Genomic DNA, 26993 nt, shown 5'->3' with positions numbered 1-26993 from the left:
CGCCCTGACGGGTGTCGCCGCGCTCATTTTCATGCTCAGGGGTTTGTCATGCGCTTTCTGATTGTTGTCCTCCTCGGTCTCGCGCTTCTGGCCGGGATTGTGGTCTATCTCCTCAACCGGCCATCGACCGGCTCCGAGACGCCCTCGGAGGGTGCGATGGCGGACTCGGTGGACTCGCCCTGGTGGACCGATGCTGACCGTCTTGTCGATGTGGCCGGTGTCCGCACCCGTGTCCGAATCGAGGGCCCAGTGGACGCCCCGGCCCTGATCATGGTGCATGGGTTTTCCCATTCGCTGGAAAGCTGGGACGCTTGGGCGGAGGCGCTCTCCGCCGACTACCGCGTCGTCCGCATGGACCTGCCAGGCCATGGCCTGACCGGACCCGACCCGCAGGCCCGCTACTCGGTGCCGCAAACGGTCGATTTCCTGGACGGGCTGATGGACGCGTTGCAGATCGAACGCGCGACCCTGATCGGCAACTCACTGGGCGGGCTGGTCGCCTGGCGTCAGGCCGCGACGCATCCGACCAAGGTGGATCGGCTTGTTCTGCTTTCCCCGGGTGGTTTCTCGATCAATGGTGTGACCGAAAACCCGGTCCCTGTGCCAATGGGCGTGCAATTCTACCTGACGCAGGCGCCCCAACCGATCATCACGGCGGCGACCGGCGCGCTTTACGGTGACCCGGCCGCCATGGCGCCGGAAACGCCCGAACGGGTGCTTCAGTTGATGCGCGGGGACGGTGTTGGCCAGGCCATGATCGAGCGCTTGCGGGTGTTCACCCTGCCGGAGCCGACCGCCGAACTCGGGCAGGTCGAAGCGCCAACCCTGATCCTTTGGGGCGCTGCGGATGTCATCATCCCGGCGGCGCACGGTGCGCAATTTGTCGAGGCCATGCCGGATGCCCGGCTGATCACCTATCCCGGTCTGGGCCATGTCGTACACGAGGAGGCGCCGGAGCTAACGCTGGCTGACCTGCGCGATTTTCTCAACGAAGACTAGGACTCAGGCCTTGCGGCGCTGGGCGATCTCTGCTTGCAGGTCGGCCCAGTCCTGCGGGTCGACATCGCTCTCGCGCAGAACCACCACGCCCAGTCCATGGTCCTGGGCCGGGGCGTCGCCGCACAATAGCCGACCCAGCGCATGGGTGCGGGCGGTTTCGCGATTCAGGCGCGGACGGTAGACGATGGTTCGACCGTCCTGCTGGCGCTCGACCGCGCCCTTTCGGCGCAGGCCATGCAGCACGTCGAGGGTGGTGTCAGCCGGCTGACGCGTGGCCACGGCAAGCTCGCTGACAGACGCGCCGCCGCGGTCCCACAGGATGCGCATGGTGGCGTTCTCGTCGTCGGTGAGGCGGTCATTCTGGCTCATGGTCGTCATCCTCCCACAAATTCGGTCTGACCTGAATTGCAACAGGTCTGGTGTGTTAAGGATTTGTTTGCAAAGCTCACGCCGAAGGTTGCAAAAGTAGACATGCGACCAATCTGGGGGAGCACATGGCGCAAGACAAGTCTGAGGCGCGCAAGGCGTATTGGCGGGCCAATCTCGGCCTGATGGGGGTCTTGCTGGCGATCTGGTTTGCGGTGTCGTTCGGATTCGGCATCCTGCTGCGACCGTGGCTGGATCTCGTGTCGCTGGGCGGGGCGCCGCTCGGTTTCTGGTTCGCCCAGCAGGGGTCGATCCTCACCTTCATCGTACTGATCTTCTACTATGCCTGGGCCATGAACCGGCTCGAGGCCCGCTTCGCCGACCGGCTCGGCAGCGATGACAGGCCGGGCCCGGATGTGATTGCGGCGGACGCGATCTCACCGGAGGATGCCCGATGACCGCGACCCTGTTCTGGACCGGCTTCTTCGTCATCACATCCTTCGCGCTCTATATCGGCATCGCCATCGCGTCCCGTGTGGGCTCGACCGACGAGTTCTACGTCGCCGGACACCATGTTCCGCCGGTCTTCAACGGCATGGCCACGGCCGCCGACTGGATGAGCGCGGCATCCTTCCTGTCGATGGCCGGGCTGATCGCCTTTTCCGGCTATGACGGCTCGGTCTTCCTGATGGGCTGGACCGGGGGCTATGTGCTTCTGGCCCTGCTCCTGGCCCCCTATCTCAGACGCTTCGGCAAGTTCACCGTGCCGGACTTCATCGGCGACCGCTATTACTCCGGCACCGCTCGCGTGGTCGCTGTGATCTGCGCGATCTTCGTCTCCTTCACCTATATCGCCGGACAGATGCAGGGCGTTGGCATCGCCTTCTCGCGCTTCCTTGAAATCCCCATCGAGGCCGGTGTGGTGATCGGCGGACTGGTGGTGCTGATGTACGCCACCCTCGGCGGCATGAAGGGCATCACCTACACCCAGGTCGCCCAGTATTGCGTGATGATCTTTGCCTTCATGACGCCGGCGATCTTCATTTCGTTGCAGTTGACCGGATCGCCCGTGCCCCAGCTGGGTTTTGTCGGCAATGTCGCCGATGGCACGCCGCTCCTGATGAAGCTCGACGGCATGCTGACCGAGCTCGGCTTCGCGCCCTATACAGATGGCTCGAAGTCCACGTTCGACGTGTTCGCGATCACCCTGGCGCTGATGGCGGGAACCGCCGGCCTGCCGCATGTCATTGTGCGCTTCTTCACCGTTCCCAAGGCCGCCGATGCCCGCAAATCGGCCGGCTGGGCACTGCTCTTCATCGGTATTCTCTATCTGACCGCGCCAGCCGTGGCGGTCTTTGCCCGAACCAATTTCATCGAGACGGTGAATGAGAGCGTCTATGACGCCGAAACCACGGTCCTGGCCAACGGCGAAAGCGCGACGCCGGACTGGTTCCATCGTTGGGAAAATACCGGCCTTCTGGCCTTCGAGGACCGCAATGGCGATGGCCGGATCCAGTATCGCGCCGACCCTGAGGTCAACGAGGTCACCACGCTCAATCGCGACATCTTCGTGCTGGCCAATCCGGAGATCGCCAACCTGCCCGGCTGGGTGATCGGCCTGGTCGTCGCCGGCGGCATCGCCGCTGCCCTGTCGACGGCAGCGGGCCTGTTGCTGGTCATCTCGTCCTCGATCTCGCATGACCTGTGCCGCAAGGTGTTGTTCAAATCGATGACTGACCGGCAGGAACTCCTGATCGCCCGCCTGTCGGCGACCGGGGCGGTGCTGATCGCCATCCTTGCCGGCATCTATCCACCGGGCTTTGTCGCCTCGGTCGTGGCGCTGGCCTTCGGGCTCGCAGCCGCCAGCTTCTTCCCGGCCATCCTGCTGGGCATTTTCTGGCAGCGGATGAGCAAGGAAGGCGCGATTGCCGGCATGGTCACGGGGCTTGGAGTCACCGGTGCCTATATCCTCACCTACAAGATCTTCGGCTGGATCCCCAATGATGCCGAGCACTGGTTCCTCGGTGTCTCGCCGGAAGGCTTCGGCACGATCGGCATGATGATCAGCTTTGTCGTCTCGGTGACGGTCTCGCTGCTGACGCCGGCGCCGCCGGCCGAAGTGCGCGAGCTGGTCGAACGGATACGGGCGCCCTAGATCGTGGCCATGACCCCTTACCTCCTCAATCTCGCTGTCATCCTCGGCGTCATGGTCCTGACCTGGCCCTTCAGCGTTGCGCGCAAGGATCCGTCCTATATCGACGCCATCTGGCCGCTCGGATTTCTCGTGCTGTCGCTGTCTTCACTGCTCTTTGCCGGGGCCGATGGCGCGACCTGGTATGTCGCACTTGTGGCGATCTGGGCGCTACGACTGGGCCATCACCTGTTTACACGCTGGCAGCATGAGGGGCCGGACAAGCGCTATCAAAAGCTCCTGGAGCGCTCGCCGCCGGGCAAGGAGGCGGTCTTCATGCTGGTCGCGGTCTTCGGGCTGCAGGGTGTCCTCTTGTGGGTGACGGCCTTGCCGGTTCAGCATGCGGTGATGGAGGGTGCCAGCTACGCCGCGCCCGCTGCAATCGCGGGGATCGTCCTGTTCGCCATCGGTCTCGCCTTCGAGGTGGTCGGCGACCGTCAGCTGGTCGCCTTCAAGGCCGACCCGGCCAACAAGGGTCAGGTCATGGATACCGGTCTGTGGCGCTATACCCGCCATCCCAATTATTTCGGCAATGCCGTCCTGTTCTGGGGCCTGTGGCTGATCTCTGTCGCCGACGGTGATGGCTGGTGGACCGTCATCGGTCCCCTCTTCCTCACCTTTACCCTGACCCGCTGGACCGGCGCCAAAATGCTGGAGGACGGCCTGCACGAAAGCCGCCCCGGCTATGCGGACTACGTCGCCCGGACGCCGGGCTTTGTGCCGTGGTGGCCGAAGGCCGGGTGAGATGACGGGCATGATGGCGCGCGGTTGCTCCCGGAACCGACCGCGCGGGGGCCGGGGTGCGGTCGCAACGGTCTTTGCCGGTGTCAGCGAAAGAAGCCGCGCCGGTTGAGGGCGACCATCAGGCCGACCAGCACGGCGTATTGCAGGAAGGCGGTCCAGCCGAGGAACAGGGCCATCGGGGCCGGGCTGAACGGCAGGAGGGCCCAGTCCAGACGGCCCAAGCCTCCGGCGATCAGATAGACCCAGACCACAATCGAGCGACGCATGACCAGCAGGACGATGGATGCCAGGGTGCCGAAATAGCCGCCCAGGTAAATCGCGTCCTGCCACAGGGGCGTGGCTGGTAACCAGTCCTGCATGTGCTCGGGCAGGCGGTCCAGGGACAACAGTCCGGTCCGGTATCCGACCGTGTACCAGGCCCCGGATGAGTAACGGTACAGCGTGATTGCGAACAAGATGAGTGCGAGGGCGAACAGGACTCGATTGATGCGCATGATCTCTCCGAGGCAGCTCGCCTTATGCGAAAGAGACTAGGTTGATCAGGTCGACATTCAATGGACCGGCCTGGTCCGATCCGACGTCCGTATCCCCAAGGCCCGCGCGGCGGACAGGACCTTTTCCGCCCCCTCAATGAAAATCCCGGCTCTTGGGCAATATGTCCTCCAACCGTTCGCCCTGCATGACGCGGCGATAGAGGGCGACGGTTCGGGGGTCGGCATTGGGGCGGGCGATTTCATCGGCGCGGGCGACGGTTTCCGCGAAATCAGCGCCGTCAGCAAGTGCGGCGAGGCGCCAGGAATGGTCGACCAGTCGGTTGGCGACGACATGGATGACGCGGCCCTCCTTTTGCACCCGCCCGGTCACGCCCATCAGCTTGGAGGACATCACCAGGCGGCGGTGGCGTTCGAAGCAGCTGGGCCAGACGATGACATTGGCGATGCCGGTCTCGTCCTCCAGCGTGGCGAAGATGACGCCCGAGGCCGAGCCGGGTCTCTGCCGGACCAGCACCAGCCCGGCCAGGGTGACCCAGCGCCCGTCGCGCATCTCACCCAGGGCCGCGCAGGGCACATGCCCGGTCTCGGCCAACTCGCCGCGGAAAAAGCTCAACGGGTGAGCTTTCAGGGACAGGCGCAGCGTGGCGTAATCCTGGGCGACCTGCTCGCCGCCGGTCAGTTCCGGCAGGGCAACGGGATGCTCGGTGCCCCAGCTGTCGGCATGCTGGAAGAGGGGGAGTGGTTTGCCGGCCTCGGCGAGAGCGGTCCAGCTGGCCTTGCGCCGGTCCAGGTCCAGCGAGCCGACCGCGTCGGCATTGGTCAGCCGGTCGAGCGAACCCTTGTCGAGCCGGGCCCGCCGGGCCAGGTCGGCAATGCTGTCGAACGGGCCCGCAGCCTGGCGGGCGGCAACGAGACGGGCGGCGGCGGGCTCCTTCATGCCCTTGATCTGGCGCAGGCCGAGGCGCACGGCGAAGCGCATGCCGGTGCCGTCGCGGCGCGGCATCGCGGTCTCTTCCAGCGTGGCATCCCAGTCGGAGTGATTGATGTCCGGCGGGCGCACCTCGACATCATGCTCGCGGGCATCGCGAACCAGCTGGGCCGGGGCATAAAACCCCATCGGCTGGCTGTTCAGCATCGCGGCGAGGAAGACGTCGGGATAATAATGCTTGAGCCAGCACGAGACCCAGACAATCAGCGCGAAGCTGGCGGCGTGACTCTCGGGGAAGCCGTATTCGCCGAAGCCCTCCAGTTGCTTGAAGCAGCGCTCGGCGAAAGCGGGCTCATAGCCATTGGCGATCATGCCATTCATCAGCTTCTGGCCCATTTCATGGATCGAGCCGGAGCGCCGGAAAGCCGCCATGGAGCGCCGCAACCGGTCGGCTTCGGACGGGGTGAAGCCGGCGGCGACGATGGCGATCCGCATCGCCTGTTCCTGGAAGAGCGGCACGCCGAGTGTCTTGCCGAGCACGTCCTCCAGCGCCTGGGACGGATACTCCACCACTTCCTCGCCGCGTCGGCGGCGCAGATAGGGATGCACCATGTCACCCTGGATCGGGCCGGGCCGGACGATGGCGACCTCGATCACCAGATCATAGAAATTGCGCGGCTTGAGTCGCGGCAACATCGTCATTTGGGCCCGGCTCTCGATCTGGAACACGCCGACCGTGTCGGCCCGGCAGATCATGTCATAGACGGACGGGTCTTCGGCCGGGACGGTGGCCATGGTCAGATGGCGACCATGATGGGTGGCCAGCAGTTCGAAGGCGCGGGCAACACAGGTCAGCATGCCCAGGCCCAGCACATCGACCTTCATCAGGCCGAGCGCGTCGATATCCTCCTTGTCCCATTCCAGCATGGTGCGTTCGGGCATGGCGGCATTGTGCAGCGGCACGATTTCGTCAAGCCGGGCGCGGGTCATCACGAAACCGCCGGGGTGCTGGGCGAGATGGCGCGGAAAACCCATCAGTTCGCGGGCATAGCGCAGCGTCATGGCCAGGGCCGGGCTGTCCGGATCGAGGCCCAGCTCGTCGCGGATGCGCTCTTCCTGGATTTCGCCGGAGGACCAGCCCCACAGGCTTTTCGAGACCGCCGAGATCACATCGCCGGACAGGCCGAACACCTTGCCGACCTCGCGCACGGCGCCGCGCGGGCGATAGCAATTGACCGTCGCGGTCATGGCGGCGCGGCGGCGTCCGTATTTCTCATAGACATACTGGATCACCTCTTCGCGGCGATTGTGTTCGAAGTCGACATCGATATCGGGTGGCTCGCCGCGCTCGGCCGAGATGAAGCGCTCGAACAGGAGGTCGATCCGGTCCGGGTCGACCTCGGTGATGCCGATGGCGAAGCAGACCGCCGAATTGGCTGCCGAGCCGCGCCCCTGGCACAATATGCCGCGTGAACGGGCAAAGCGGATCACGTCCTGCACGGTGAGGAAGTAGGACGGGTAGTCGAGCTGTTCGATCAGGTCGAGCTCGGTGGCGACGGCGGTCCTGATCTTGTCCGGGGCGCCACCGGGATAGCGCGTCTTCAGGCCTTCGGCGGCGAGGCGGCGCAGCGTCTCGTTCGGGGTCTCGTTCTCGCCGATCACCTCGTCGGGATAATTATAGACCAGCTCGTCGAGCGAGAAGGTCAGCCGCCGGGCAATCTCGACCGAGCGGGCCACCGCGTCTTCATAGCCGTCGAACAGGCGATGGATCTCGGCGGCGGGCTTGAGATGGCGTTCGGCGTTGGCGGCGAGATGGAAGCCGGCCTCGTCAATGCGGACATGCTCGCGAATGCAGGTGACGACGTCGGCCAGCGGCTTGCGACCGGGGGCGTGATAGCGGGCATCGGTGCTGGCGACCGTGGTCAGGCCCCAGCCCCGCGCCAGTGCGCTGAGCCGGTGCAGGCGTTCGCCATCGCGGCCGTCAAACCAGCGCGTCAGCACCAGATGGGTCTCGCCATTCAGCGTCGGCAAAAGGGCGGTGACCTTGTCCTGCCAGGCGCGGTCGGGTTCGCGCGGCGGGATGACCAGCAGGACCTGACCCTTTGACGCAGCGGCGACATCCCCGGCGTGCAGATCGCAATCGCCCTTGGTGGCCGCGAAATTGGCGTCGGTGAGCAGGCGGGTCAGGCGGGCCCAGGCGTCCAGATCGGTCGGGTAGGCGGCAATTTCCAGGCCGCAACGGGTGACCAGTCGGGTGCCCGGGACCAGCGTGATCCCGGCATCCTTCGCGGCCAGATGGGCGCGGACCATGCCGGCAAAGGAGTTGCGGTCGGCCAGCCCGATGGCGGTCAGACCCAACGCCGCCGCCTGCGCCGCCATCTCGTCGGGATGCGAGGCCCCGGTCAGGAAGGTGAAATTGCTGGCGGTGAGAAGCTCGGCAAAGCCCGGCGTCATCGATCTTCCCCTGCAGAGCGGGGGAAGTGGCCCGGAGCGCAGCGACGGGTCGATGGGGGAAAGTCCGGCAGCGCGCCGCGAATATCAGCCAGCACCCGATCAAAATCCTGAAACACGGCGTTATTGTCGACACGCAGCACTGTCCAGCCTTGCGCGACCAGCCAGTCCGTCCGCTGCGCATCATAAAGAGCCTGCCCGGGGCTTTGGTGTGACGGACCATCAACCTCCACGACAAGCCGGCCCGCCAGGCAGGCAAAGTCGACGATATAGCGTCCCAGCGGGTGCTGGCGCCGAAAGCGGAACCCGTCGAGGCGGCGTCCGCGCAGGCCCTGCCAGAGGCGGACTTCGCTCATCGTCATGTTCCGGCGCAGGTGTCGGGCCTGTTGGGTGGCGCGTTCGCGGTTCTCTCTCATAAGCGGTTCCTTTCTGACCTCCCCCTCCGTCTCGCTTCGCTCGACACCTCCCCCGCTTTGCAGGGGAGGGTCACGACGCGCCATGGACGAACCATTGGGGGCGGGTGGTTTCGAGGCCGTAGAGGCCGTCGCGGTAAAGCCAGAAGCGGCGGCCCTCGCGGGTTTCGACGCGGAAGTAATCGCGGGTGCGGGCCGGGCGATCGCTCTGCCAGGGACCGTCGCGCCACCAGTCCGGGGCCAGGCGTTCGGGGCCCTCGGCGCGGTCGACCTGGTGGCGGATTCGGCGCCAGACAAAGCTGCGCGGCGGACCGTCGGGGATCTCGGCGACGGCTTCGGCCGGTTCCGGTCGGGCGAGGATCAACAGGGGGCGGCCGGGCGGCGGCAGGAGGGCGTCCTGCGGCGGCGGTTCGGCGACAGCCAGCATGGATGTGCGGGATGCCGACGGGCGGGCAGGGAGGGGGGTGACATTAATGGCCGGGCGCCACAGAGCGGCGCGGTCGGGCTGGTAGGTGGCCCGGCGGGCGGCGCGCTGGACCTTGTCCTCGCCCAGGCGGACGACCAGCCGGTCGGTCAGGCGGGCGAGATCGGTTTCATCGATGCGGCCATCATCAATCAGCCCGTCCTGGCGCTCGCCGAGGCGCTGGGTGGCGCGGGCGGTCAGCTCGATCATCTCGATGCCGAAACCGATGTCGATCTCGGCCCGGTCGAGCTTTTCATTGAACAGGCGGGCGAGATGGCCGGCCTCGCGGGCCGGAGCGGCGGTGCCCAGGGTGAGGAGGTGGGTCTTGCCGTCGACGCGGAACAGGTGGAGATCGAGCCGGGTAACGCCGCGACCGGCCTGTTCCAGGGCCTCGCACAGACCTTCGGCTGTATCCTTCACTCCCTGTTTCAGCCCGTCGAGCAGCAGCAGGGCGTCGACATAGCGGGTGCGGGCGCGAAACGGTGTGACCGCTTGCAGCGGATTGAGGACTTCGCGGACCCGCCCTGTTGCCTGGTCGAGCCGGTCGACGAGTGTGCGTCCGAAGCGGCGTGACAGGCTGGCCCTTGGCATGTCGATGATATCGCCGATCCGCTTGAGCCCGAAGCGGCGCAGCGTTGCAGCCGTGTCGCCGATGCGCAGGGCGGCGACCGGCAGCGGGTTGAGGGCGGACGGGATGTCGTCGGCGATGATCATGCCGTCGGCCCGGCCCGGCGCGGCATGACGGGCCAGGCCCCAGGCAAGACCGAGGGTTGGCGCGATGGCCCCATGGGCGACATGACCCTGACGGGCGAGCGCTTGCAGGGCCTCGCTGAGGAGCGCCTTTTCGCCGCCGAACAGATGGGCGCAGCCGGTCATCTCCAGCAATACGCCGTCCTCGCCCGGCTGGCCCGGGTCGGGGGCCGTCCAGGGCGACCAGCGACCACAGCCGCGGGCCAGTGCCGCGAGGCGGCGGATATCGCCGGCGGGGTCGGCCGGACGCAGTCGCAGGGTCGGTTCCAGCGCCTTGGCGTCGGAGACGGCCTGGCCGACCTGCAGCCCGCGCCGGGTGGCTTCGGCATCGAGCGCATACAGGCGCTCGCCGCCGTTCGTGCTGTGGACCAGGGCAAAGGGCGCGGCCCGGTCATGACCCGGCGCGGCGGGCGCGCTATCCGGTGAGGCGGATGACCTGTCCGGCCAGCGCCTGGCCGACGCCGGAATTGGCGGCGATACCGGGTTGGACGCCGGGCCGGGTGTCAGGCTGGATATCGCGCTCGGTGTCGCGCTTTGGCGATGCCGGTCGGTCGGCCAGCGGGGCAGGCTCAAGGACATGAAACGACGCATGTTTCCACTCGATTTCGTATTCCTGTGGCGGGCCGCCCCTGACCCGTTCCAGGGCGGCATGAAACCGCGGTTCTCCCAATCCCGGCAGCCCTCGTGCGCCGATCCACGCCCGTGCCGGGGACGGGCGGGCGGCGATGCGCCAGCGACTGAGCGCGGCGCTGGGCGCAAGGCCCTCATGCGGTCGTAGCACCAGGGCCAGCGCCCCGGCCCGCCGGGCCGCCTGGTCGAGCCGGCGGGTGGCGACAAGGTCATAGCGGGCCGAGGGACCGGTCTCGCCGATCACCACGGCACCGGCTTTCAAGCCTTCTTCCAGCGTCCACAGCGTGTCGGTTTCGCTGGCTGTTTCGACCAGGATGAGGCGGGCCGGATCAAGCCCCCATTGCGCCAGCGCCGGCGGGTAGGGGCCACCGAAATCCTGGCCCGTCCCCATCGTCCGCCGGACCCACAGCACCGGTTGTTCCTGCTCGCGGCGGCGCAGGTGCGTCGCCATCAGACCCGCCTGGACGGCCAGGGCGGCGGGCGTGTCGAGATAGCCGGCCGGACAAATCTCGTGCAGGCCGGGCGCCAGCTCGAGCGGATGATCACCGCAGCGGGCCGCATCGCGACAGCGGGCCGCATCACGAGACACAATCTGCCCGCTTCCTGCCGCCAGGGAGGCCGGTGCGGTCTCGCCCATATCCAGGGCCCGTATCTGACGGCGCAACTCGGCTAGCTGCTGCCGCCGGTCAGGGTGTGACGGCACAGTCATCAGGTTTGGCTCTCGCTTGATGTTCTTCTTATGTTCTCATTTGAGGAGGAAGAGTCAAGCGTCGAATCCGAGTGCTTTCGCATGGCCGACCAAACGCGCTAGACTCCCCGCCATGTGTGGACGCTATGCCCTTGGAAAGCTTGAGTGGTGGATCCTGCAGGAGACGTTCAAGCTCCAGCAGGGCGCGCTCAACATGGAACCGCGCTGGAATATCGCGCCGACGCAGCGGGCGCCGATCATCCGGCGTGAGGACGGACGCACCGAAGCGGTCATGGCGCGCTGGGGGCTGGTTCCCTATTTCTGGCAGAAGCCGCTGAAAGCGATGAAATACTCAACCTTCAACGCCAAGTCGGAGACGGCCGCCACCGCGCCCAGCTTCCGGGTCCCCTTCCAGAAGCGTCGCTGCATCATTCCAGCCGTCGGCTTCTATGAATGGACTGGCCCGAAGGGTGCCAAACAGCCGCATTTCATTACCGTGAAGGACCAGGACTGGTTCGGTTTTGCCGGCCTGTGGGACCGGGTCGAAATCGAGGGCGAAACAATCGAGAGCTTCACCATCCTGACCACCCAGCCGAACGCGGCGATGGCCGCCATCCACACCCGCATGCCGGTCATTCTGGGCCCCGAGGATTTCGAGGCCTGGACCGATACCGAAAACATGGAGGTCGACAGCCTGCTCAAAGGACTGCCGTCGGACGCCATGGTGATCAAAGAGGCCAACAAGGCGGTCGGCAATGTCCGCATCGACGAGGACTGGCTGATCGAGCCCGGCGATGGCCCGCAGCGGGTCGGGCTGATCTAGGGGGTGGCGTCATCCGAACGTCCGAAAGCAAATCCGTTCTGGTCCCGGACGGCACGGGTGAGGCGGACAAGGATCATGGCGCGTCCCCTTGTCGGGTGTCTTCGGGCATCGCCGCGAGCACGTCGCGCGCCCGTTCCAGCGTGCCTTCATGCCAGACGCGGTTGGTCAGGTTTGTGCGCAGGGCCAGCCCCGCGGCGGCATACAGCTCCGGTGAGGCACGCAAATCGTAGAAGGCCGATTGCAAATGCAGGGGCAGGGCATCCATGTCGCTGGACGCGAATGTGCTGGCCTCGAGCAGGCTGCCGGCATTGTCGGTGATCATCCGCGCCAGCGAGGCGTAGGCCAGTTCCTGGCGTCGAACCTGCTCGTCGAACTCGACCAGCGCGGTCCGCAAGTGTTCGGACCGGATCAGCTGCATTTCGCCGGATGCAACCAGTTCGGCATAGGTGGCCGAGCGGCCGTTGGGCACCGGCGTGCCGATGGCGCTTTCCAGGGCCCGCAGGACGTCCCGGTTGCTGACCTCGTCCGGATTGCGCCGCAAAACAGCCACCAGGGCACGGCCCGCCTCGATCCGCGTCTCGAACTGGTCGACGACGCTTTCGGTTCGTTGCTCGATCTCGGTGAAATCGGCGTGCAAGCGCTCCAGGATCAGCGCTTCGCGCTGGTGCTCGATCCGGGTCTCGTTCCAGGCGGAGATCTGGAAGCCGATGACCACGCCGGCCAGTACGATGATGAATTCGACGATGACGGCGAACCAGTTCTGGGTGCGCAGGGCCTGGGTGATGGAGGAGAGGATCATTCGGATGGTTCCTCCGGCGGCTCACAGGGGCGTGCCGTCGATTCCGCTATGGCTGTGCACATCTCCTGTGCCAGCTCCAGTGTATGGCGAGTCCAATCCGTGACCGCTCGCTGACTGTTATTGCCGAGAAGAAGACGCTGAAGAAACGCATCGTCCTGGCTCAGGACGTCGAAGTCGAATTCCCAACGTCGCTCGCGGACCGTATCCGGAACATAAACCACCCGGGCTCCGGGCTGGCCCACGAAAAGCGGGTCCTCGATACGCAGCCGGACATAGTCGATCTGTGCCTGCAGGAAAGTCAGCTGGGCATGATAGCGTCCGATCGCGGCGCGCAGTTCCGGCGAGCCGATCTCGGCAAACGCGCCATTATTGATCAACTCGTCATAGACCGAGCGTGGCGGAAAGGCTCCGGGCAAGACGCCGACCGAGTTGAGGCCCTGCGCCATGTCGTGGCGGTCGGCCTCCGCCCAGTCATTGGCGATCAACCGCTCGATGGCCTCGGTGCGCAGGACATTCATCCGTTCGTGGAGTTCGATGTGTTCCTGATGATAGGCAATGATCTGTTCTGCTTCATCATGCAAACGCTCCAGCGCTGCGTCCCGCCGTTCCTCGGCGGTGCGTTCATTGGCCCATTGCGAAACCTGGAAACCGATTACAACGCCGGCAATGACAATGACGAATTCCAGCGCCACCGCGAACCAGTTCTGCTGCCGGATGGCGGCCGTGAGTCGGGAGAGGATCATGGTGCCGGCTCCTGCATGTCGTCGATATAAGCCCGCGCCGCTTGGTATTCGTCCCGGCCGGCTTGCGCCGTCTCGCAGACATCGCCTTGCGCGCGGGACAGGGCCTCGCACATCTCGTAGGCATCTTGCAGGGCGCCGATCCGGAAGAACAGGAAGACGCGCTGGTTTCGGGCCGCGTTGACGACCGAGCTGACGAATGCCGGATCGGCTGCCAGTGCGGCGATGTCATATTGAAACCGGCGAAGGCTCGGCGAGGTCGGGTCGTATTGGCTGAATACGCGGCTTTCCAGATTGGTCAGCCCGGGCTCGGTTGAGGTCCGGAACTGGTCGAGCTGGCCGATAATGAAGGTCAGCGAGTCGGCGTACTCTGAAACGGCGTTCTGAGCGTCGGGATCAGAGATGCGGGCCAGTCCACCCGAGGCCAGCAATTCGTCGAACACGGTGCGTGGCGGCGTTATGGCAGGGTAAAAATACAGGCGCTCGAGGCCCAGATAGACGTCCATGTCCTCTCCCGGCGCAATGGTCCCGCTTTCCAGTGCGCGCAACAAGGCAAGGCGTTGCCGGTCCCATTCGGTCATGCCGCCCACACTGCCCGCCCAAAATTCGACCACGGCTTCGGACTCCAAGCGAAGCCTTGCGAGCGCACGTTCATCGTCGACGCGCTCCCGGGCGTTGGCCGCCCATTCGCTGACCTGAAAACCGATCACCACGCCGGCAATGACAATGACGAATTCCAGGACGACGGCGAACCAGTTCTGTTCGCGGATGGCGGCCGTGAGGCGGGAGAGGATCATTCGAAGCCTCGTTCCGTGATTTCGGCGCGCACCTGGTCGCGGATGATCTCCAACTCTTTTCGGCGGCTCAAGAGATGGCTGGCCTGAAACCGGTTCTGCAGTGCCGCGTAATTCAGTCGACGCAAGAAGGTCTCGTCCTGAGCGACCGCGTCGAAATCGAACTGCAGGGTCTCTGTGGTGTAGTTGGCATTCTCTATGTCGGCGACGCCCTCCAGCCGGGCTTCGAAGCGCTGCGAAATTTCGAAAGCAACAGGCGAGAGCCGCATGGCCATTTGCTCCATCCGGGACTGGGAGTCGTTGTGCATCTGCGGGATGGAGGCCAGGGCGTTGCGAAGCTCGGTGTCGCGGACCAGACGCAGCTCACCGGTACTGATAAGCTCTGTCAGCACAGCCGGCACAATGTTTGCTCGCACGACTTCAGTGATCGCGTTCAAACCCCACGACCCTTCCTGCGCCAGCTCCGGATCGCCGGTCTCGGCGCCTTCAAGGAAGAGCGTGACCCAATTGAAATAGGCGTCCGCTTCTTCCCCGCGGCGTTCGAGTGTGGACACGATGGTCGTCAGCTCGACGTCCAGTTGCTGCAGATAGGCCGCCTCGCGGGCCGTTTCTGCGCGCGCCGCATTCCACGCGGTGATCTGGAAACCGATCACCACACCGGCAATGACGATGATGAATTCCAGGGCAACGGCGAACCAGTTCTGCTGCCGGATGGCGGCGGTGAGGCGGGAGAGGATCATGGCGCTGGCTCCGTGTCGGCATGGATAAGGCCGAGCTCGGCATCCAGAGCGGCATGAAGGGTCTCGAAGGCCTCGTCGAGATGCCCGAAGACGAAGACCCCGAAGGCGTGGGCCGTGAGGTGGTTGCGGGTCACACTGGCCTGCAGGGCGGGGGAGGCGCGCATGGCGGCAAGGTCGCAGGAGGCTCGGTAGGTCCAGCCGCCCTCGACCTCCGGGGCCGGCACGCGCTCGAGCCGGATCACCTCGGGAAATGCGGTCGTCAGGTCGATGACATCGTCGTCATGCCGGCGGGCATATTCGCGCGTGGTGTCCTGCCTGGAACTGAAGCGCAGGATGGCGAGACGCAGGGGCTCGTTATCGATCGCTGCGAGCGCCCCTGACCGCCTCACTTCATCAAGCGTCGGCACCGCGTCGACGGCCATACTGATGTAGCTGGACGTGGCCATGGACTGACACTGCTCCGGCGTCAGGGAATCTGCCGCGTCGTCGCCGTCGAGGAGGGATAGTGCCGCGGCCAGTTGTTCGAGCTGTAGCTCGAGCGCCGCCCGGGTCCTGTTCCGGAACGCCATGATTTCACGCACATCGGTTTCGACCCGGGCCATCGCATCCAGCGCATAGGCGCGTTCCGACCGGGCGGAGGCGAACTGGCTGATCTGGAAGGCCAGCAGGACGCCGGCGACGACGATGACGAATTCCAGGACGACGGCGAACCAGTTCTGCTGCCGGATGGCGCGGGAGAGGCGGGAGAGGATCATGGTGTGTCTTCCTCCGCGCCGCGATCGGCTGTGTGATCGATGCCGAGTTCGTCATCGATCGCCGCGTGCACGGTCTCGATCATGGCGTCGATGGTGCGGTAATTGTAGGCTGCTATACTGTCGAGGACGCTGATATTCTCCAGCAGAGCCGCCTGAAAATCCGGCTGCGCCCGCATGTTTTCGAGATCGCAGTGATAGGCGCGCGACCAGGCTTGGTCTCCAGACTCCGCCACCGCCGCGACCAGAACCGGTTGAATGGCACCCGGATAGTGTTCGGCCAGGTTGTCGAACAGGGCTGATAGATTGGTCCAACTGCCTCGACCCGCCCCGCTCATGGCTTCGAGCGCCGAGGCGTTGCGGCGAAGCGCGGAATTATCGATGACGCGCAAAGACCCGGAGGCGAGTAATTCATCCAGGGTGGGCAGCTGGTCGGGCGGCGCCGGTGTCAGGTGAGAACGGCCGATGTGATAGCATTCCTCTGTTGTCAGGACCTCGCGATCGGAAACGCCCATGATCACCGGGCGGGCGGAGTTGAGTTGCTCGACGCGCTCTTCCAACTGGGGCCGGACCCTGTTCCTGACAGTGCCGATCACGATCAGTTCGGCGTGCAGCCGATCCAGTATGTCGCGGGCATAGGCGCGATCAGCGCGCTCACCGCTCCAGGCCGAAATCTGGAAGGCCAGCAGCACACCGGCGACGACGATGACGAATTCCAGGACGACGGCGAACCAGCTCTGTTCGCGGATGGCGGCGGTGAGGCGGGCGAGGATCATGGCGCGGCCTCAGCGTCCGGCTCCGGCCGGACGATACGCTTGGCGCGGACCACGAAGAAAAAGCCGAGCGAGCCGATATAGGTGACGGCCAGCAGGACCGAAATCATCACCGGCATGACCTCCATGCCGGCGCCGCCCGGCCCAGCCGGCCCGAGCCAGGCGAGGTCGGCGGACTGGCTGGCGGTTTGGTGGATATGCACGCCCAGCGCGGCAAAGTCGGAAAAGGCGAAGAGCACGCCGGATCCGGTCATCACGGCTCCGATCGTGTAGAGGGCGAGAAACAGGGCCGCGACCCAGCGCTCCATGCGGTGCGCCAGAAAGAAAGAGGCCGTCAGCATGGCGAAGACGAGCGCCATGAAGTTGGAGAAGATGAAGTTGGCCGTGTTGAGATATTCCGAGAACAGCAGCGCCAGTTCGAAATCAGACATCCATTACCGCCTCCCCAGCCGGTTGAGCGGTATCCAAGCCTGATTTCCGGATCGGCTAAAGGGGAAACCGGACCGGCCGCGTCCCGGTCAGGCCGGCGCCGACGGATTGTCTTGAGCGTAGAGGGCTTCAAGCGTTGCCACCGCCGGGTCGCGAACGATCTGGCTTGCAGCAAAGCGGAAAACCCGCGCGATGGCCTGGCCTTCAACGAGGCCCATCAGGTGAGCGAGGCCGGACGGGCCCTCATCCTTGAGTTCGACATGGCTCGGGTCGCCGGTCAGCACAATACGGGAGTTCTGGCCGAGGCGGGTGACCGCCATCCTTGTCTTCTGGACATTCATGTTCTGCGCCTCGTCAACGATGACATAGGCGTTCTGGAAAGTCCGGCCGCGCATCCGGCCGACCGGCATGATCTCGAGCCGACGGGCTTCCCGGAGCCGGGTCAGTTCTTCCGGTCCGACGAGGTCTATCAGCTCGTCCTCGATGGCGGCGAACTGGCCGTCATAGGCGGTATCGGCCCGCGTCTGCGCCGTGACCACGTCACCCGGCTCGAAGACATGCGGGCGAGCGATGACGAGATGGCGGTACTTGCCGTCTTCCAGCAGGTTCAGACCGGCCGCAAGCGCCAGATGGGTCTTGCCGGTCCCGGTCGGCCCGGCGCCGATGATGACCGGCGGCGACTTGGCCAGCAATGCACTCATGAAGGCATGCTGCATGACGGTCTTGGGTCGAACCGCATTGCGCAGACCGGGAACGCGGAAAGCCAGGCCGCGTTCCAGGGCCTGCCGCAGGCTGGCGGCAATGGCGTCAGCAGCCCAGACCTGTTCCGGCGAGGCACCGTCCTGGCTGGCTTCTGCCGCAGTCTGGACGACTTCCTGAAGCATCATGACGGCCGCCTCATCGCCGGTCACATCCAGACGGTTGCCGGTCAGGCGCAGCGTTGCATGATAGGGCGCCATCTCAGGCACGAGCCGGCTGAGGACATCGGCGCCACCGGTCCGGATCTGCCCGGCGAACGCGTTGGACAGGTCCAGCGAGGCGCGAAAGGGCTCAGCGTCGTCGGCGGTCTGGCTGTCGGTCATAGGCGGGTGGCTCCTGACGGGCTTTGGGCGGCGACGGGCAAGTTGTTGATCATGATGGAGCAATCCCCCTTGGTGTGGGCTATCCTGCACCAGAACCCGTGATTCCAAAAGCGGCGCCGGGACAGTCTACCATCCCCGCCGATTTCAAGTGTTGTCCGGTGCTCGTCCGGTTTTCATACAGGCCCGCCGGTGCGGGAGGTTGCGGTAGCGCATCAGGGCACCAACACGAGGCTGAGCAGGTCGCCGACCGGGAAAGTCTCGGCGAATCTCATTCGCAGGCGGAGCCACCACTTGTCATGCATGGTGACTATCTCGCGCGCCGTGATCGCCCGGACCGGGCTGCTGACATCCCGCTTGTCGAACGGGCGGACGAGGTGGGCTTTCACGGTATTGGACGAAATGCCCAGCGAGCGAGGGCCTTGTAGCTGTCGCCCGGGACCAGCCACTACAGCACCTCCAGCTCTCGCGGGGCGACAGGTCGTTGCCGGGTCCCTTGGCTTTGTGGGCTGCTGGTTTTGCTGGTGCAACCAGGCAACGTGCTCAGTCGACGCGCGAACGGCGGACATCATTCGCGAACAACAAACTCCGGGGGCTGACCGCCGGTGAGGCATTCAGCGCTGGGCGCGTCGACAATGGTCGCCGGATCATCGAAGAACGCCGCCGCCAGCGACATGGCACAGCCGTCACCGCCCCAATTTGTTGTCTCGCCATGAAAACCGTCCGGGATGACCACGACCCGCGCGCGGTCGAGAAACCGCGCGGCGTCATCGGCCCAGCGCGGGGGCGTCAGGACGTCATACTCGCCGGCGATGATCAGGGTCGGCACGGCGGACCGCGTCGGTTCGATCTCGGCTTCCGGACGTTGGGAAACGTCCCAAGCCTCGCAGACATCGGGGTGGAAGACGGCCCCGTCCAGCCCGCCAAACCGGTCTTCCGGGACAGGCGCGCTCGCGCGTTCGCTGAAGGGGTGGGCTTCACTGCACCAGACCGACAGGCGCAGGCCCCAAGCGTAATTGCTAGGCGATCCACGCGCGTCGAGCAAAGGCGCCAGGATGTTGCCATCAAGCCGCGCTGCCGCATCCATGATCAGCGGCGCGCGTGCCAGTGCGGCGCGCGAGCCAAGGGTGGTTACGCCGGCCAGCTCGGCCGCACTGACGGACCGTTCCGTGTCGCCTTCGCCCAACAGCGTAAGCGGCTCATTCTTGGCGCGCTCGACTTGAGCGAAATAGCGTTCGGCCAAATTGGGGTGCGCCGCCGCACAGGATTCGTCGGCCTCGCAGGCGTCGGCGACGCTGCGCAGCGCCGCCTCGTAATTGGACACGCTTTCATCATCATAACGGGCGGTATGCGGCAGGGGTGAGTCGAGCACCATCGACTCAACGGTGTCCGGGTAGTCGCGGACCAGGGTCAGCGCGACGCGGGTGCCGTAAGAAAGCCCGAACAGGCCCCATTGCTCGATATCGAGGACCTGCCGCAGGTCTTCGATATCGGCGGCATGAGCGGCGGAATTGTATTGATCGGGATCAATACCGCCCGCTTCCAGCGTTTCGCGGCAGGTGGTGACAGCGTCGATCAGCGCAGGCGCATTGGGCCTGTCGGCCCGGACCAGTGCGTCGCCGATTTGCTCGCACATCAGGCTGGGCTCGGCATGGACACTGCCGCGCCGCCCGAAGACGATGAAATCGCGATCTGATGTCCAGGGATAGGCGCCAGGATAGGCCGCTGCCGAAAGCGAGCCCAGGCCGGGGCCGCCGGGCAGGAAAAGCACCGGTGCACGCCCCGGTTCCGGAGTTCGCGCCCGGACCATAGCGACCGGCAAACGAAGTTCGCGTGGTTCCGCGGACGCACGGTCTTCCGCAACCACGAGATAGCCGCGCAGGCTGTCCCAGCTGCTCGGCACGGAGACCGGGAAATCGGCGTTCGCGTCGATGGTCTCAAAGCGCGGCAGGCCCTCGCGGGTGATGCCGTCCGGGGTTGCATCGGGTGCCGGCGCGCAGCTCGACACGGCCGCCGCCGATGCCGAGATTGCGGCCAGTTGCAAAGCCAGACAGCGCATATGGGTGATCGCGGCGAGCCAGCGGCATGTTTCGAACATGGTATCCCCCTGATTGCCTCCGACGAGAGCCGCGGCACGCTTCATCATGGCGCCGATTGAGGCGAATGACAAAAATGCCCCGGCAGGATTGCCGGGGCTTCTTCGTGTTCGAGACCGGTGACGGTCTAGTCCTGCTCGTGCAGCCAGGCGGCGTGCTTGGGTGCGCGCTTGGTCTGGCTCCATTCCTCGATCATCGGCCGGGCGACGCGCTTGAGTTCGGCCATCTGTTCGTCGGTGCCGGTATTGGCCGCCAGTTCGAGACGGTGACCGTTCGGGTCGAAGAAGTAGATCGACTTGAAGATGCCGTGATTGACCGGGCCGAGCACGTCCAGGCCTTCGGCCTCGATATGGGCCTTGGCGGCGTTCAGGGCGTCCATGTCCTCGACTTCAAAGGCGATGTGCTGGACCCATTCCGGCGTGTTGCCGTCGCGACCCATTTCCGGCGAGTTGGGCAGCTCGAAAAAGGCCAGGACATTGCCCATGCCGGCGTCCAGGAAGACGTGCATGTAGGGGTCCGGTGCCTTGGTCGAGGGGACTTCATTCTCGGCAATGGCGAGTTTGAAATCCATGCCCATGACCCGCTGGTAGAACTCGACCGTCTCTTTCGCGTCCTTGCAGCGATAGGCGACGTGGTGGATGCGCTTGATGTTGACGGACATGTCGTCCTCCTACTCGGCCGCTTCGATGACGCCGCGCTCGATCTGGTCGCGCTCGATGCTTTCGAACAGGGCCTTGAAATTGCCCTCGCCGAAGCCCTCGTCTTCCTTGCGCTGGATGAACTCGAAGAAGATCGGCCCGATGGCCTTGCCCGAGAAGATCTGCAGCAGCAGGCGCGGCTGGCCGCCTTCGGTGGTGCCGTCGAGCAGGATGCCGCGCTTCTTGAACTCTTCGGTCGGTTCGCCATGCCCGGGAAGACGGTCTTCCAGCATCGCATAATAGGTTTCCGGCGGAGCCGTCATGAAGACGGTGCCGGCCTTCTTGAGGCGGTCCCAGCATTCAATCAGGTTGTCGCAGGAAAAGGCGATGTGCTGGATGCCTTCGCCCTTGTACTCGCGCAGATATTCCTCGATCTGGCCGACTGCGTCCGACTTTTCTTCGTTCAGCGGGATGCGGATCAGGCCATCCGGGGCCGTCATGGCGCGCGATACCAGGCCGGTATATTCGCCCTTGATGTCGAAATAGCGGATTTCGCGGAAGTTGAAGAGGTCCTCGTAATACTTGGCCCAATAATCCATCCGGCCCTTGTAGACATTGTGGGTCAGGTGATCGATCACGTTGAAGCCACAACCCTCGGGATGGATGTCGACGCCTTCGAGATAGTTGAAGTCGATGTCGTAGATCGACTTGCCGTCCTCGAAGCGGTCGATGAGATAGACCGTGGCGCCGCCGATGCCCTTGACGGCCGGGATGACAAGTTCGGAAATGCCCGGTTCGGTCATCACGGGCTCGGCGCCGCGCTCGAGGCATTCGTCATAGGCCTGGGCGGCGTCCTTGACGCGGAACCCCATGCCGCAGGCCGAGGGTCCATGCTCTTTGGCAAAGAAGGACGCCTGGCTGTCGGGCTCATAATTGATCAGGAAATTGATCCCGCCCTGGCGCCACAATTCCACGTCCTTGGAGCGGTGATTGGCGATATGGGTGAAACCCATGGCCTGGAATACCGGCTCGATCACACCGCGTTCCGGCGCGGTGAATTCAACAAACTCGAAACCGCAAAGTCCCATCGGGTTTTCAAACAGGTCAGCCATGTCTTGTCTCCAGCGAAGGTGAGGGGACGCCGGCGTGACGCGTCGGGCGTCGATGCGGCGGCGTGCCATTGTCGATTGGGGCGTTGATTACCGCGTTTGTTGCTATTGCGTCAAGTTGTGATTGCAACTATCATGGCGCCATGAACTCGTTTGATACGCAGTCCCGACGTCAGCCTGCGGGCGACGGACAATTGACGGACAATCGTCCGGCCGCTGACCTTGTGTCAGTCTCCGAGGCCGTTGCCGCACCGGCGCCGGACGGGGCCGAGGATGTCATCCGGCTGAACGAATACTGGCCCTATCAGGTTACCGTACTGGCCGACCGGATTGCCCGCCAGACTTCGGCCATCGTCAAGCGCGAGGCAGGGTTGAACCTGTCGCAATGGCGCGTACTGGCGGCCATCGCCGAGGCGCCCGGACGGACAGCGGTCGAGGTCGTGACGGTGACGCCGATGGACAAGGGCATTGTCTCCCGCGCAACCAAGGCACTGCTGGAAGCCGGCCTGGTCGTGCGACGGGCATCGCAGGCGGATGGTCGGGTCAGCCACCTCTATCTGACCGGCAAGGGCCGGGGCGTGTATGCGCAGCTGCGTCAGTCGGTGGAAGCCGTGCCGCTTTCCGGCAACCGGATGATGGATCGAGCCGAGCAGGCGGCCTTCTGTGCACTGGTGAAGCGACTGGCCAATTCGCTTCCCGAAGCTGACCGGTCGGGCTGAATTTCATTCATCAAATATCACCGGATATTAGGTTTTGACGGTGTATAGGGATCGTTGGAAAAAGGGTCCCGCCGTGCGTCAGGCTGTCATCATTTGTGTTCACGTCCTTCTGTCGGCGGCCTTTGCCGCGATATCGGGACTGGCTGCGCACAACATACTGATGTCGTCCCTGTCGACGGCCCGCGCCGAGATGTTGCAGACCTATATCCGCGTCCGGGCGGACCGCGAACAGACCCTGTTCGACGAGGCCCGCGTCCTGACCGAGGCCGCCGAAGCCGCATTCTTGCGTCGCCACGAGCTGTTGGTCGCCGATGAGATCCTCGACGAGTTCGACGCCCTGTTCCCGGATTTTGGCGACGGCACCCGCCGGTCCCACCCCGACTTGTTTGATGGTCGTGTCATGCCCGGTGCCGACCATGTGTACGGCATCGGCGCCTTCCTTGGCGACGGGGTTGCCATGACGCCCGAGGAACAGCGGCGCTACATGGCCGGTTTCCACGTGGTGCGGGCGTTCGGCGAGGCCCATCTGGGCGAGTTCTCCAGCCTTTACTATTTCACGCCCGACCGACGCGTCGTCATTTTCGCCCCCGACCGGCAGGACCGCCTCGCCTTCTACCGCTACGAAGCACCGGCCGATTTCAATCTCCAGGCGGATGAGGACCCGCGTCTCTTCAGTGAAGACACCAATCCCGACAACGCGATGCAGTGCACCCAGCTGTCCCGCTTCGTCTATTCCGATGGCGGCGAGCGTTCGGCCACGGCCTGTCGCAAACCGATCCGGGTCAATGGCGAGCTGATGGGGGCCTTCGGGACCTCGATCGACATGACCGAGCATCTGGCCTCCTCGCTCGAGGCGCCACCGGCCGGCGGCGTCAATCTGGTGTTCGATCGCGACGGCAATGTGATTGCCCGCGGCCAGACCCTGCAGCAGGCCCGGGCCATCGGCATCAACCCGGTCGAGATCATGTCCCTGCTGCGCGATGATCCACGACCGCGTGGCGTGGTCGGATCGTCCGGCAGCGAGTTTTTGGTGGCTTTCAGCCGCATTGCCGGCCCTGAATGGTATTTCGTCTCGGTCAGTCACCTGGCCGGGATCAAGGAAACCGCCACCCGCTGGGGCTGGCGTCTGGGCTACTTCATTTTTGTGATTTCGGTGGTGATCACCAGCATTCGCGGTCTGCTGCGGCGCTCCCATCTGGTGCGGGCCTTCCTCGAGCCGCAGACCCCGAAGCCGCCGGCACGTCGCTATGTCCCGGTCACGACGCCGGACCCCGATGGTGGGGCCGAGCCGGCCCGACAGCCGCCCGGGCCGGAGCCGCAACCGCCGACAGCGACCTGACCGCCTCGCGCGGCCAACCCCGCCCTTCACGGCCACTGCACGGAATAAGCACTGGCCAGCCACGCCCTCACAGCGTAAGAGGGCGCGCCTTTTCACGACAGGAATGACATCATGAGCGCGTCCCTCGACAAGCTGCGCAATATCGCCATCGTGGCGCACGTTGACCACGGCAAGACCACGCTGGTCGACCAGCTGCTGCAACAGTCCGGAACGCTGGGCGAGCGGGCCAATGTGTCCGAGCGGATGATGGATTCCAACGATCTGGAAAAAGAGCGCGGGATCACCATCCTGGCGAAGAACACCGCCGTCACCTGGAATGACTGGAACATCAACATCGTCGACACCCCCGGCCACGCCGATTTCGGCGGTGAGGTCGAGCGCGTCCTGTCGATGGTCGATGGTGTCCTGTTGCTGGTCGACGCCGTCGACGGCCCGATGCCGCAGACCTCGTTCGTGACCAAGAAGGCGCTGGCCCGCGGTCTCAAGCCGATCGTCGTGATCAACAAGGCCGACCGTCCCTCGGCCCGCCCCGACTGGGTCGTCGACCAGACTTTCGACCTGTTTGACCGTCTCGGCGCCAATGAGGAACAGCTCGATTTCCCGGTTGTCTACGCCTCTGCCCTTCAGGGCTGGGCCGCCAACGAGGCCGGCGTGATCGGCACCGACATGACGCCGCTGTTCGAGATGATCACCGCCCACACGCCGCGCCCCGACGTCGACCTGGACGGCCCGTTGCAGCTGCAGGTCTCGGCGCTGGACTATTCCTCCTTCACCGGCGTGATCGGCATTGGCCGTGTCGCCCGTGGCCGGGTGGCCCGCAACCAGCCGGTCATCGTGGCCAAGGCCGATGGCCGCCAGGTCCGCGGCAAGGTGCAGCAGATCTTCGGCTTCCACGGCCTCGAGCGGATCGAGCTGGAAAGCGCCCAGGCGGGTGACATCATCACCTTCACCGGCATCGACAATCTGAAAATCTCCGACACGCTGTGCGACCCCGACACTGTCGAGGCGCTGCCGCTGCTGTCCGTTGACGAGCCGACCCTGTCGATGACCTTCCAGGTCAATGACAGCCCGTTTGCCGGCCGCGAAGGCAAGTTCGTCACCTCGCGCAATCTGAAAGAACGCCTCGAGCGCGAGCTGATCCACAATGTGGCACTGAAGGTCGAGCAGCAGGACAATCCGGACAAGTTCACCGTCTCCGGACGCGGCGAACTGCACCTGTCCATCCTCATCGAGACCATGCGCCGCGAAGGCTTCGAGCTGGCGGTCGGCCGTCCGCGGGTTGTCATCAAGGAGATCGATGGCGTCCAGTGCGAGCCCTATGAGAGCCTCACCGTCGACCTCGAGGAAGACCATCAGGGCGGCGTCATGGAAAAGCTCGGCCAGCGCAAGGCTGAGATGAAGAACATGGTGCCGGACGGGCATGGCCGGGTCCGCATCGACTATGTCATCCCGACCCGCGGCCTGATTGGCTTCCGTTCCGAATTCCTGACCCTGACCTCGGGCACCGGCCTGATGTTCCACACCTTTGATCACTACGCCCCGAAGACCGGCGGCGAAATCGGCCAGCGTCACCACGGCGCCATGGTGTCGATGATCGACGGCAAGGTGCTGGGCTTTGCGCTGTTCAACCTGCAGGAACGCGGCAAGCTCTTCGTCGGCCACGCGGTCGAGGTCTATGAAGGCATGATCATCGGCGTCAATTCCCGCGATGACGACATGATCGTCAATCCGACCAAGGGCAAGAAGCTGACCAATATGCGGGCCTCGGGCACCGACGAGAACATCGTCCTGACCACCCCGATCAAGCTGACCCTGGAATACGCGCTGGAATTCATCAATGACGACGAACTCGTCGAAGTGACCCCCCAAACCATCCGCATCCGCAAGACCTTCCTGAAGGAACACGAGCGCAAGAAAGCGTCACGCGGGAAAGAATAGGCATCAAACCCTTGTCATCCCCGTCGGATGTCCGGCGGAGCCCGGCGCCATAAAGGGGACAGGTGTAATTAACGCGGCCGCGTTAATTACACCTGTCCCCTTTATGCATTTTCACGTCCCCACATAAAGCTTGCGCTTGCCGGACTCGGCCTGTTTCTTCGCCTGCTTGAGCAGCTTGTGATACTCGTCGGGATCGCGGGCCCAGGCGTTGGGCTCCATGCCTTCGCCGAACTCGCCGTCGAGCATGCGGGCGATGTCGCGCAGGGTCTGCACCATGTCGAGGCGGATACTGTCATCATCGGCACGGAAGTACTCCGTCAGCTCATCCAGCGCATTGGCCAGCCAGCTCGCTTTGAGACGGTCCAGCAGGATTTCGGCTGTCGCGATGGCGGCCTTGCTGTCGCCCTTGTCGAGTTGCTGATGCATCGCGTCGTGGATGGCCTTCAGGGCCAGGCATTCATAATGCACGCAATCGCCGATCAACGCGCCTTGCGTGGTGGTGAGGTCGGGGTTTTTCGGGGTGATCGGCGTTTGCGGGTCGATCGAACGGGGTGAGCGAGGCATGGTGATCTCCAATTTCTGGCAGGTTTCAGACAGGGAAAAGTGTTTCGCGCGGCGTTGGCCGGGCGAGAGGCGGGAGGAGAACGGGATGTCGGCCAATGCCGATAACCGGTTGATTTTATAACGTGACATCGCCGACATCCCGTTCGCGGAGATTTCCCGGACGCTCTCGCGACCGATTCCAATGCGCCAGGTACTGAGGGTCGGTCGTGTAGTGCCCCTGGACCTGATCGCACGCCCTGCCGGAGCATCGGGACGTCATCCCCGACACGCGGACAGGCTCCGCAAGTTTCCGGGCACAAGTGACAGGGCCCGTGCCTCCCATCCCGAAAACCGAGGCCATTATCGCCTGGTGGGGAGGGGGGAGGATAAGTTTGCTGATTTTATTTGCCAGAGCGCACTTTCCCTCTCCCCCGGGAGAGGGTCAGGGTGAGGGGTAAATCCCGGTGAGTGCAGCAGGAATCCCCCTCATCCGGCCTTCGGCCACCTTCTCCCAAGGGAGAAGGAAAGGGGTGCGTGGGCGGGGATAAAGGCGGCGCCGTTTCAT

At 64.7% G+C, this 26993-nt stretch carries 26 protein-coding genes; 8 read left to right on the top strand and 18 right to left on the bottom strand.

Annotation, left to right across the window (positions count from 1 at the left end; genetic code table 11):
• The first annotated feature begins 48 nt into the window (after window positions 1–48).
• Window positions 49–999, top strand: coding sequence for an alpha/beta fold hydrolase (locus tag VOI18_RS08385; protein ID WP_323761947.1), 951 nt, complete (start codon window positions 49–51; stop codon window positions 997–999).
• 3 nt (window positions 1000–1002) lie between these two features.
• Here the strand turns inward: VOI18_RS08385 and VOI18_RS08380 are convergent, their stop codons facing one another.
• Window positions 1003–1368 (bottom strand): BlaI/MecI/CopY family transcriptional regulator, encoded by a 366-nt coding sequence (locus tag VOI18_RS08380; RefSeq protein ID WP_323761946.1) that lies wholly within the window; start codon window positions 1366–1368, stop codon window positions 1003–1005.
• Window positions 1369–1493: 125 nt separating this feature from the next.
• Between VOI18_RS08380 and VOI18_RS08375 the strand changes: the two genes are divergently transcribed.
• Genes VOI18_RS08375 through VOI18_RS08365 form a run of 3 tightly spaced genes read left to right on the top strand, consistent with a single transcriptional unit; the run spans window position 1494 to window position 4300 of the window.
• The gene (locus tag VOI18_RS08375; protein ID WP_323761945.1) at window positions 1494–1823 is read left to right on the top strand and encodes a DUF4212 domain-containing protein; all 330 of its coding nucleotides are present in this window, start codon (window positions 1494–1496) and stop codon (window positions 1821–1823) included.
• Window positions 1820–3520 (top strand): sodium:solute symporter family protein, encoded by a 1701-nt coding sequence (locus VOI18_RS08370; RefSeq protein WP_323761944.1) that lies wholly within the window; start codon window positions 1820–1822, stop codon window positions 3518–3520. The genes VOI18_RS08375 and VOI18_RS08370 overlap by 4 nt, the downstream gene beginning before the upstream one ends.
• A 9-nt stretch (window positions 3521–3529) precedes the next feature.
• Window positions 3530–4300: a DUF1295 domain-containing protein gene (locus tag VOI18_RS08365; RefSeq protein ID WP_323761943.1), complete on the top strand. Its 771-nt coding sequence runs from the start codon at window positions 3530–3532 to the stop codon at window positions 4298–4300.
• An 83-nt stretch (window positions 4301–4383) separates the two neighbouring features.
• Here VOI18_RS08365 and VOI18_RS08360 read toward each other — a convergent pair whose 3' ends face one another.
• The 4 genes from VOI18_RS08360 to VOI18_RS08345 form a co-directional block, all read right to left on the bottom strand.
• Window positions 4384–4794, bottom strand: coding sequence for a hypothetical protein (locus tag VOI18_RS08360; protein WP_323761942.1), 411 nt, complete (start codon window positions 4792–4794; stop codon window positions 4384–4386).
• A 133-nt stretch (window positions 4795–4927) separates the two neighbouring features.
• Window positions 4928–8176 (bottom strand): error-prone DNA polymerase, encoded by a 3249-nt coding sequence (locus VOI18_RS08355; RefSeq protein WP_323761941.1) that lies wholly within the window; start codon window positions 8174–8176, stop codon window positions 4928–4930.
• A complete protein-coding gene (locus VOI18_RS08350) occupies window positions 8173–8589 on the bottom strand; it encodes an endonuclease domain-containing protein (protein WP_323761940.1) in 417 nt (138 codons plus the stop codon). The genes VOI18_RS08355 and VOI18_RS08350 overlap by 4 nt, the downstream gene beginning before the upstream one ends.
• 70 nt (window positions 8590–8659) lie before the next feature.
• Entirely contained in the window at window positions 8660–10390 is a 1731-nt protein-coding gene (locus VOI18_RS08345) for a hypothetical protein (RefSeq protein ID WP_323761939.1), read from the bottom strand.
• Between the two features lie 860 nt (window positions 10391–11250).
• Here VOI18_RS08345 and VOI18_RS08340 point away from each other — a divergent pair.
• Window positions 11251–11940, top strand: a complete 690-nt coding sequence (locus VOI18_RS08340; RefSeq protein WP_323761938.1) for an SOS response-associated peptidase — start codon at window positions 11251–11253, stop codon at window positions 11938–11940.
• 73 nt (window positions 11941–12013) lie between these two features.
• On the opposite strand, the gene VOI18_RS08335 is transcribed toward VOI18_RS08340, so the two are convergent.
• From VOI18_RS08335 to hppD, 12 genes are all read right to left on the bottom strand, one after another.
• The gene (locus VOI18_RS08335) at window positions 12014–12739 is read right to left on the bottom strand and encodes a hypothetical protein (protein ID WP_323761937.1); all 726 of its coding nucleotides are present in this window, start codon (window positions 12737–12739) and stop codon (window positions 12014–12016) included.
• Window positions 12736–13482: a hypothetical protein gene (locus tag VOI18_RS08330; RefSeq protein WP_323761936.1), complete on the bottom strand. Its 747-nt coding sequence runs from the start codon at window positions 13480–13482 to the stop codon at window positions 12736–12738. The genes VOI18_RS08335 and VOI18_RS08330 overlap by 4 nt, the downstream gene beginning before the upstream one ends.
• Entirely contained in the window at window positions 13479–14276 is a 798-nt protein-coding gene (locus VOI18_RS08325; RefSeq protein WP_323761935.1) for a hypothetical protein, read from the bottom strand. The genes VOI18_RS08330 and VOI18_RS08325 overlap by 4 nt, the downstream gene beginning before the upstream one ends.
• Window positions 14273–15013 carry a hypothetical protein gene (locus VOI18_RS08320; protein ID WP_323761934.1) on the bottom strand — a complete coding sequence of 247 codons (741 nt, stop codon included), beginning with the start codon at window positions 15011–15013 and terminating at the stop codon, window positions 14273–14275. The genes VOI18_RS08325 and VOI18_RS08320 overlap by 4 nt, the downstream gene beginning before the upstream one ends.
• Window positions 15010–15768, bottom strand: coding sequence for a hypothetical protein (locus VOI18_RS08315; protein WP_323761933.1), 759 nt, complete (start codon window positions 15766–15768; stop codon window positions 15010–15012). The genes VOI18_RS08320 and VOI18_RS08315 overlap by 4 nt, the downstream gene beginning before the upstream one ends.
• Window positions 15765–16541: a hypothetical protein gene (locus VOI18_RS08310; protein ID WP_323761932.1), complete on the bottom strand. Its 777-nt coding sequence runs from the start codon at window positions 16539–16541 to the stop codon at window positions 15765–15767. Before VOI18_RS08310 ends, VOI18_RS08315 begins: the two co-directional genes overlap by 4 nt.
• Window positions 16538–16969, bottom strand: a complete 432-nt coding sequence (locus VOI18_RS08305) for a hypothetical protein (protein ID WP_323761931.1) — start codon at window positions 16967–16969, stop codon at window positions 16538–16540. Before VOI18_RS08305 ends, VOI18_RS08310 begins: the two co-directional genes overlap by 4 nt.
• An 87-nt stretch (window positions 16970–17056) precedes the next feature.
• Complete coding sequence (locus VOI18_RS08300; RefSeq protein WP_323761930.1) at window positions 17057–18049, bottom strand: PhoH family protein; 993 nt, start codon at window positions 18047–18049, stop codon at window positions 17057–17059.
• A 212-nt stretch (window positions 18050–18261) separates the two neighbouring features.
• On the bottom strand, window positions 18262–18495 hold the full coding sequence (locus VOI18_RS08295) for a hypothetical protein (protein WP_323761929.1): 234 nt from the start codon (window positions 18493–18495) through the stop codon (window positions 18262–18264).
• A 119-nt stretch (window positions 18496–18614) separates the two neighbouring features.
• Window positions 18615–20144 (bottom strand): alpha/beta hydrolase, encoded by a 1530-nt coding sequence (locus VOI18_RS08290; RefSeq protein WP_323761928.1) that lies wholly within the window; start codon window positions 20142–20144, stop codon window positions 18615–18617.
• A 125-nt stretch (window positions 20145–20269) separates the two neighbouring features.
• Window positions 20270–20803: a VOC family protein gene (locus VOI18_RS08285; protein ID WP_323761927.1), complete on the bottom strand. Its 534-nt coding sequence runs from the start codon at window positions 20801–20803 to the stop codon at window positions 20270–20272.
• A gap of 9 nt (window positions 20804–20812) precedes the next feature.
• Window positions 20813–21892 (bottom strand): 4-hydroxyphenylpyruvate dioxygenase, encoded by a 1080-nt coding sequence (hppD, locus tag VOI18_RS08280; RefSeq protein WP_323761926.1) that lies wholly within the window; start codon window positions 21890–21892, stop codon window positions 20813–20815.
• A 191-nt stretch (window positions 21893–22083) separates the two neighbouring features.
• On the opposite strand from hppD, the gene VOI18_RS08275 reads away from it, so the two are divergent.
• The 3 genes from VOI18_RS08275 to typA all read left to right on the top strand — a co-directional run bounded on the left by VOI18_RS08275 (window position 22084) and on the right by typA (window position 25885).
• Window positions 22084–22608: a MarR family winged helix-turn-helix transcriptional regulator gene (locus tag VOI18_RS08275; protein ID WP_323761925.1), complete on the top strand. Its 525-nt coding sequence runs from the start codon at window positions 22084–22086 to the stop codon at window positions 22606–22608.
• Window positions 22609–22681: 73 nt separating this feature from the next.
• Entirely contained in the window at window positions 22682–23947 is a 1266-nt protein-coding gene (locus VOI18_RS08270; RefSeq protein WP_323761924.1) for a cache domain-containing protein, read from the top strand.
• A gap of 111 nt (window positions 23948–24058) precedes the next feature.
• Window positions 24059–25885 (top strand): translational GTPase TypA, encoded by a 1827-nt coding sequence (gene typA, locus VOI18_RS08265; RefSeq protein WP_323761923.1) that lies wholly within the window; start codon window positions 24059–24061, stop codon window positions 25883–25885.
• A gap of 111 nt (window positions 25886–25996) precedes the next feature.
• On the opposite strand, the gene VOI18_RS08260 is transcribed toward typA, so the two are convergent.
• Window positions 25997–26449, bottom strand: a complete 453-nt coding sequence (locus tag VOI18_RS08260) for a hypothetical protein (RefSeq protein ID WP_323761922.1) — start codon at window positions 26447–26449, stop codon at window positions 25997–25999.
• Between the last annotated feature and the right edge of the window lie 544 nt (window positions 26450–26993).

The sequence above is a fragment of the Maricaulis sp. genome (assembly GCF_034670125.1).
GTDB lineage: Bacteria > Pseudomonadota > Alphaproteobacteria > Caulobacterales > Maricaulaceae > Maricaulis.
Note: the sequence above shows the minus strand (reverse complement) of the source record. Positions and strands in the feature narration are given on the sequence as shown.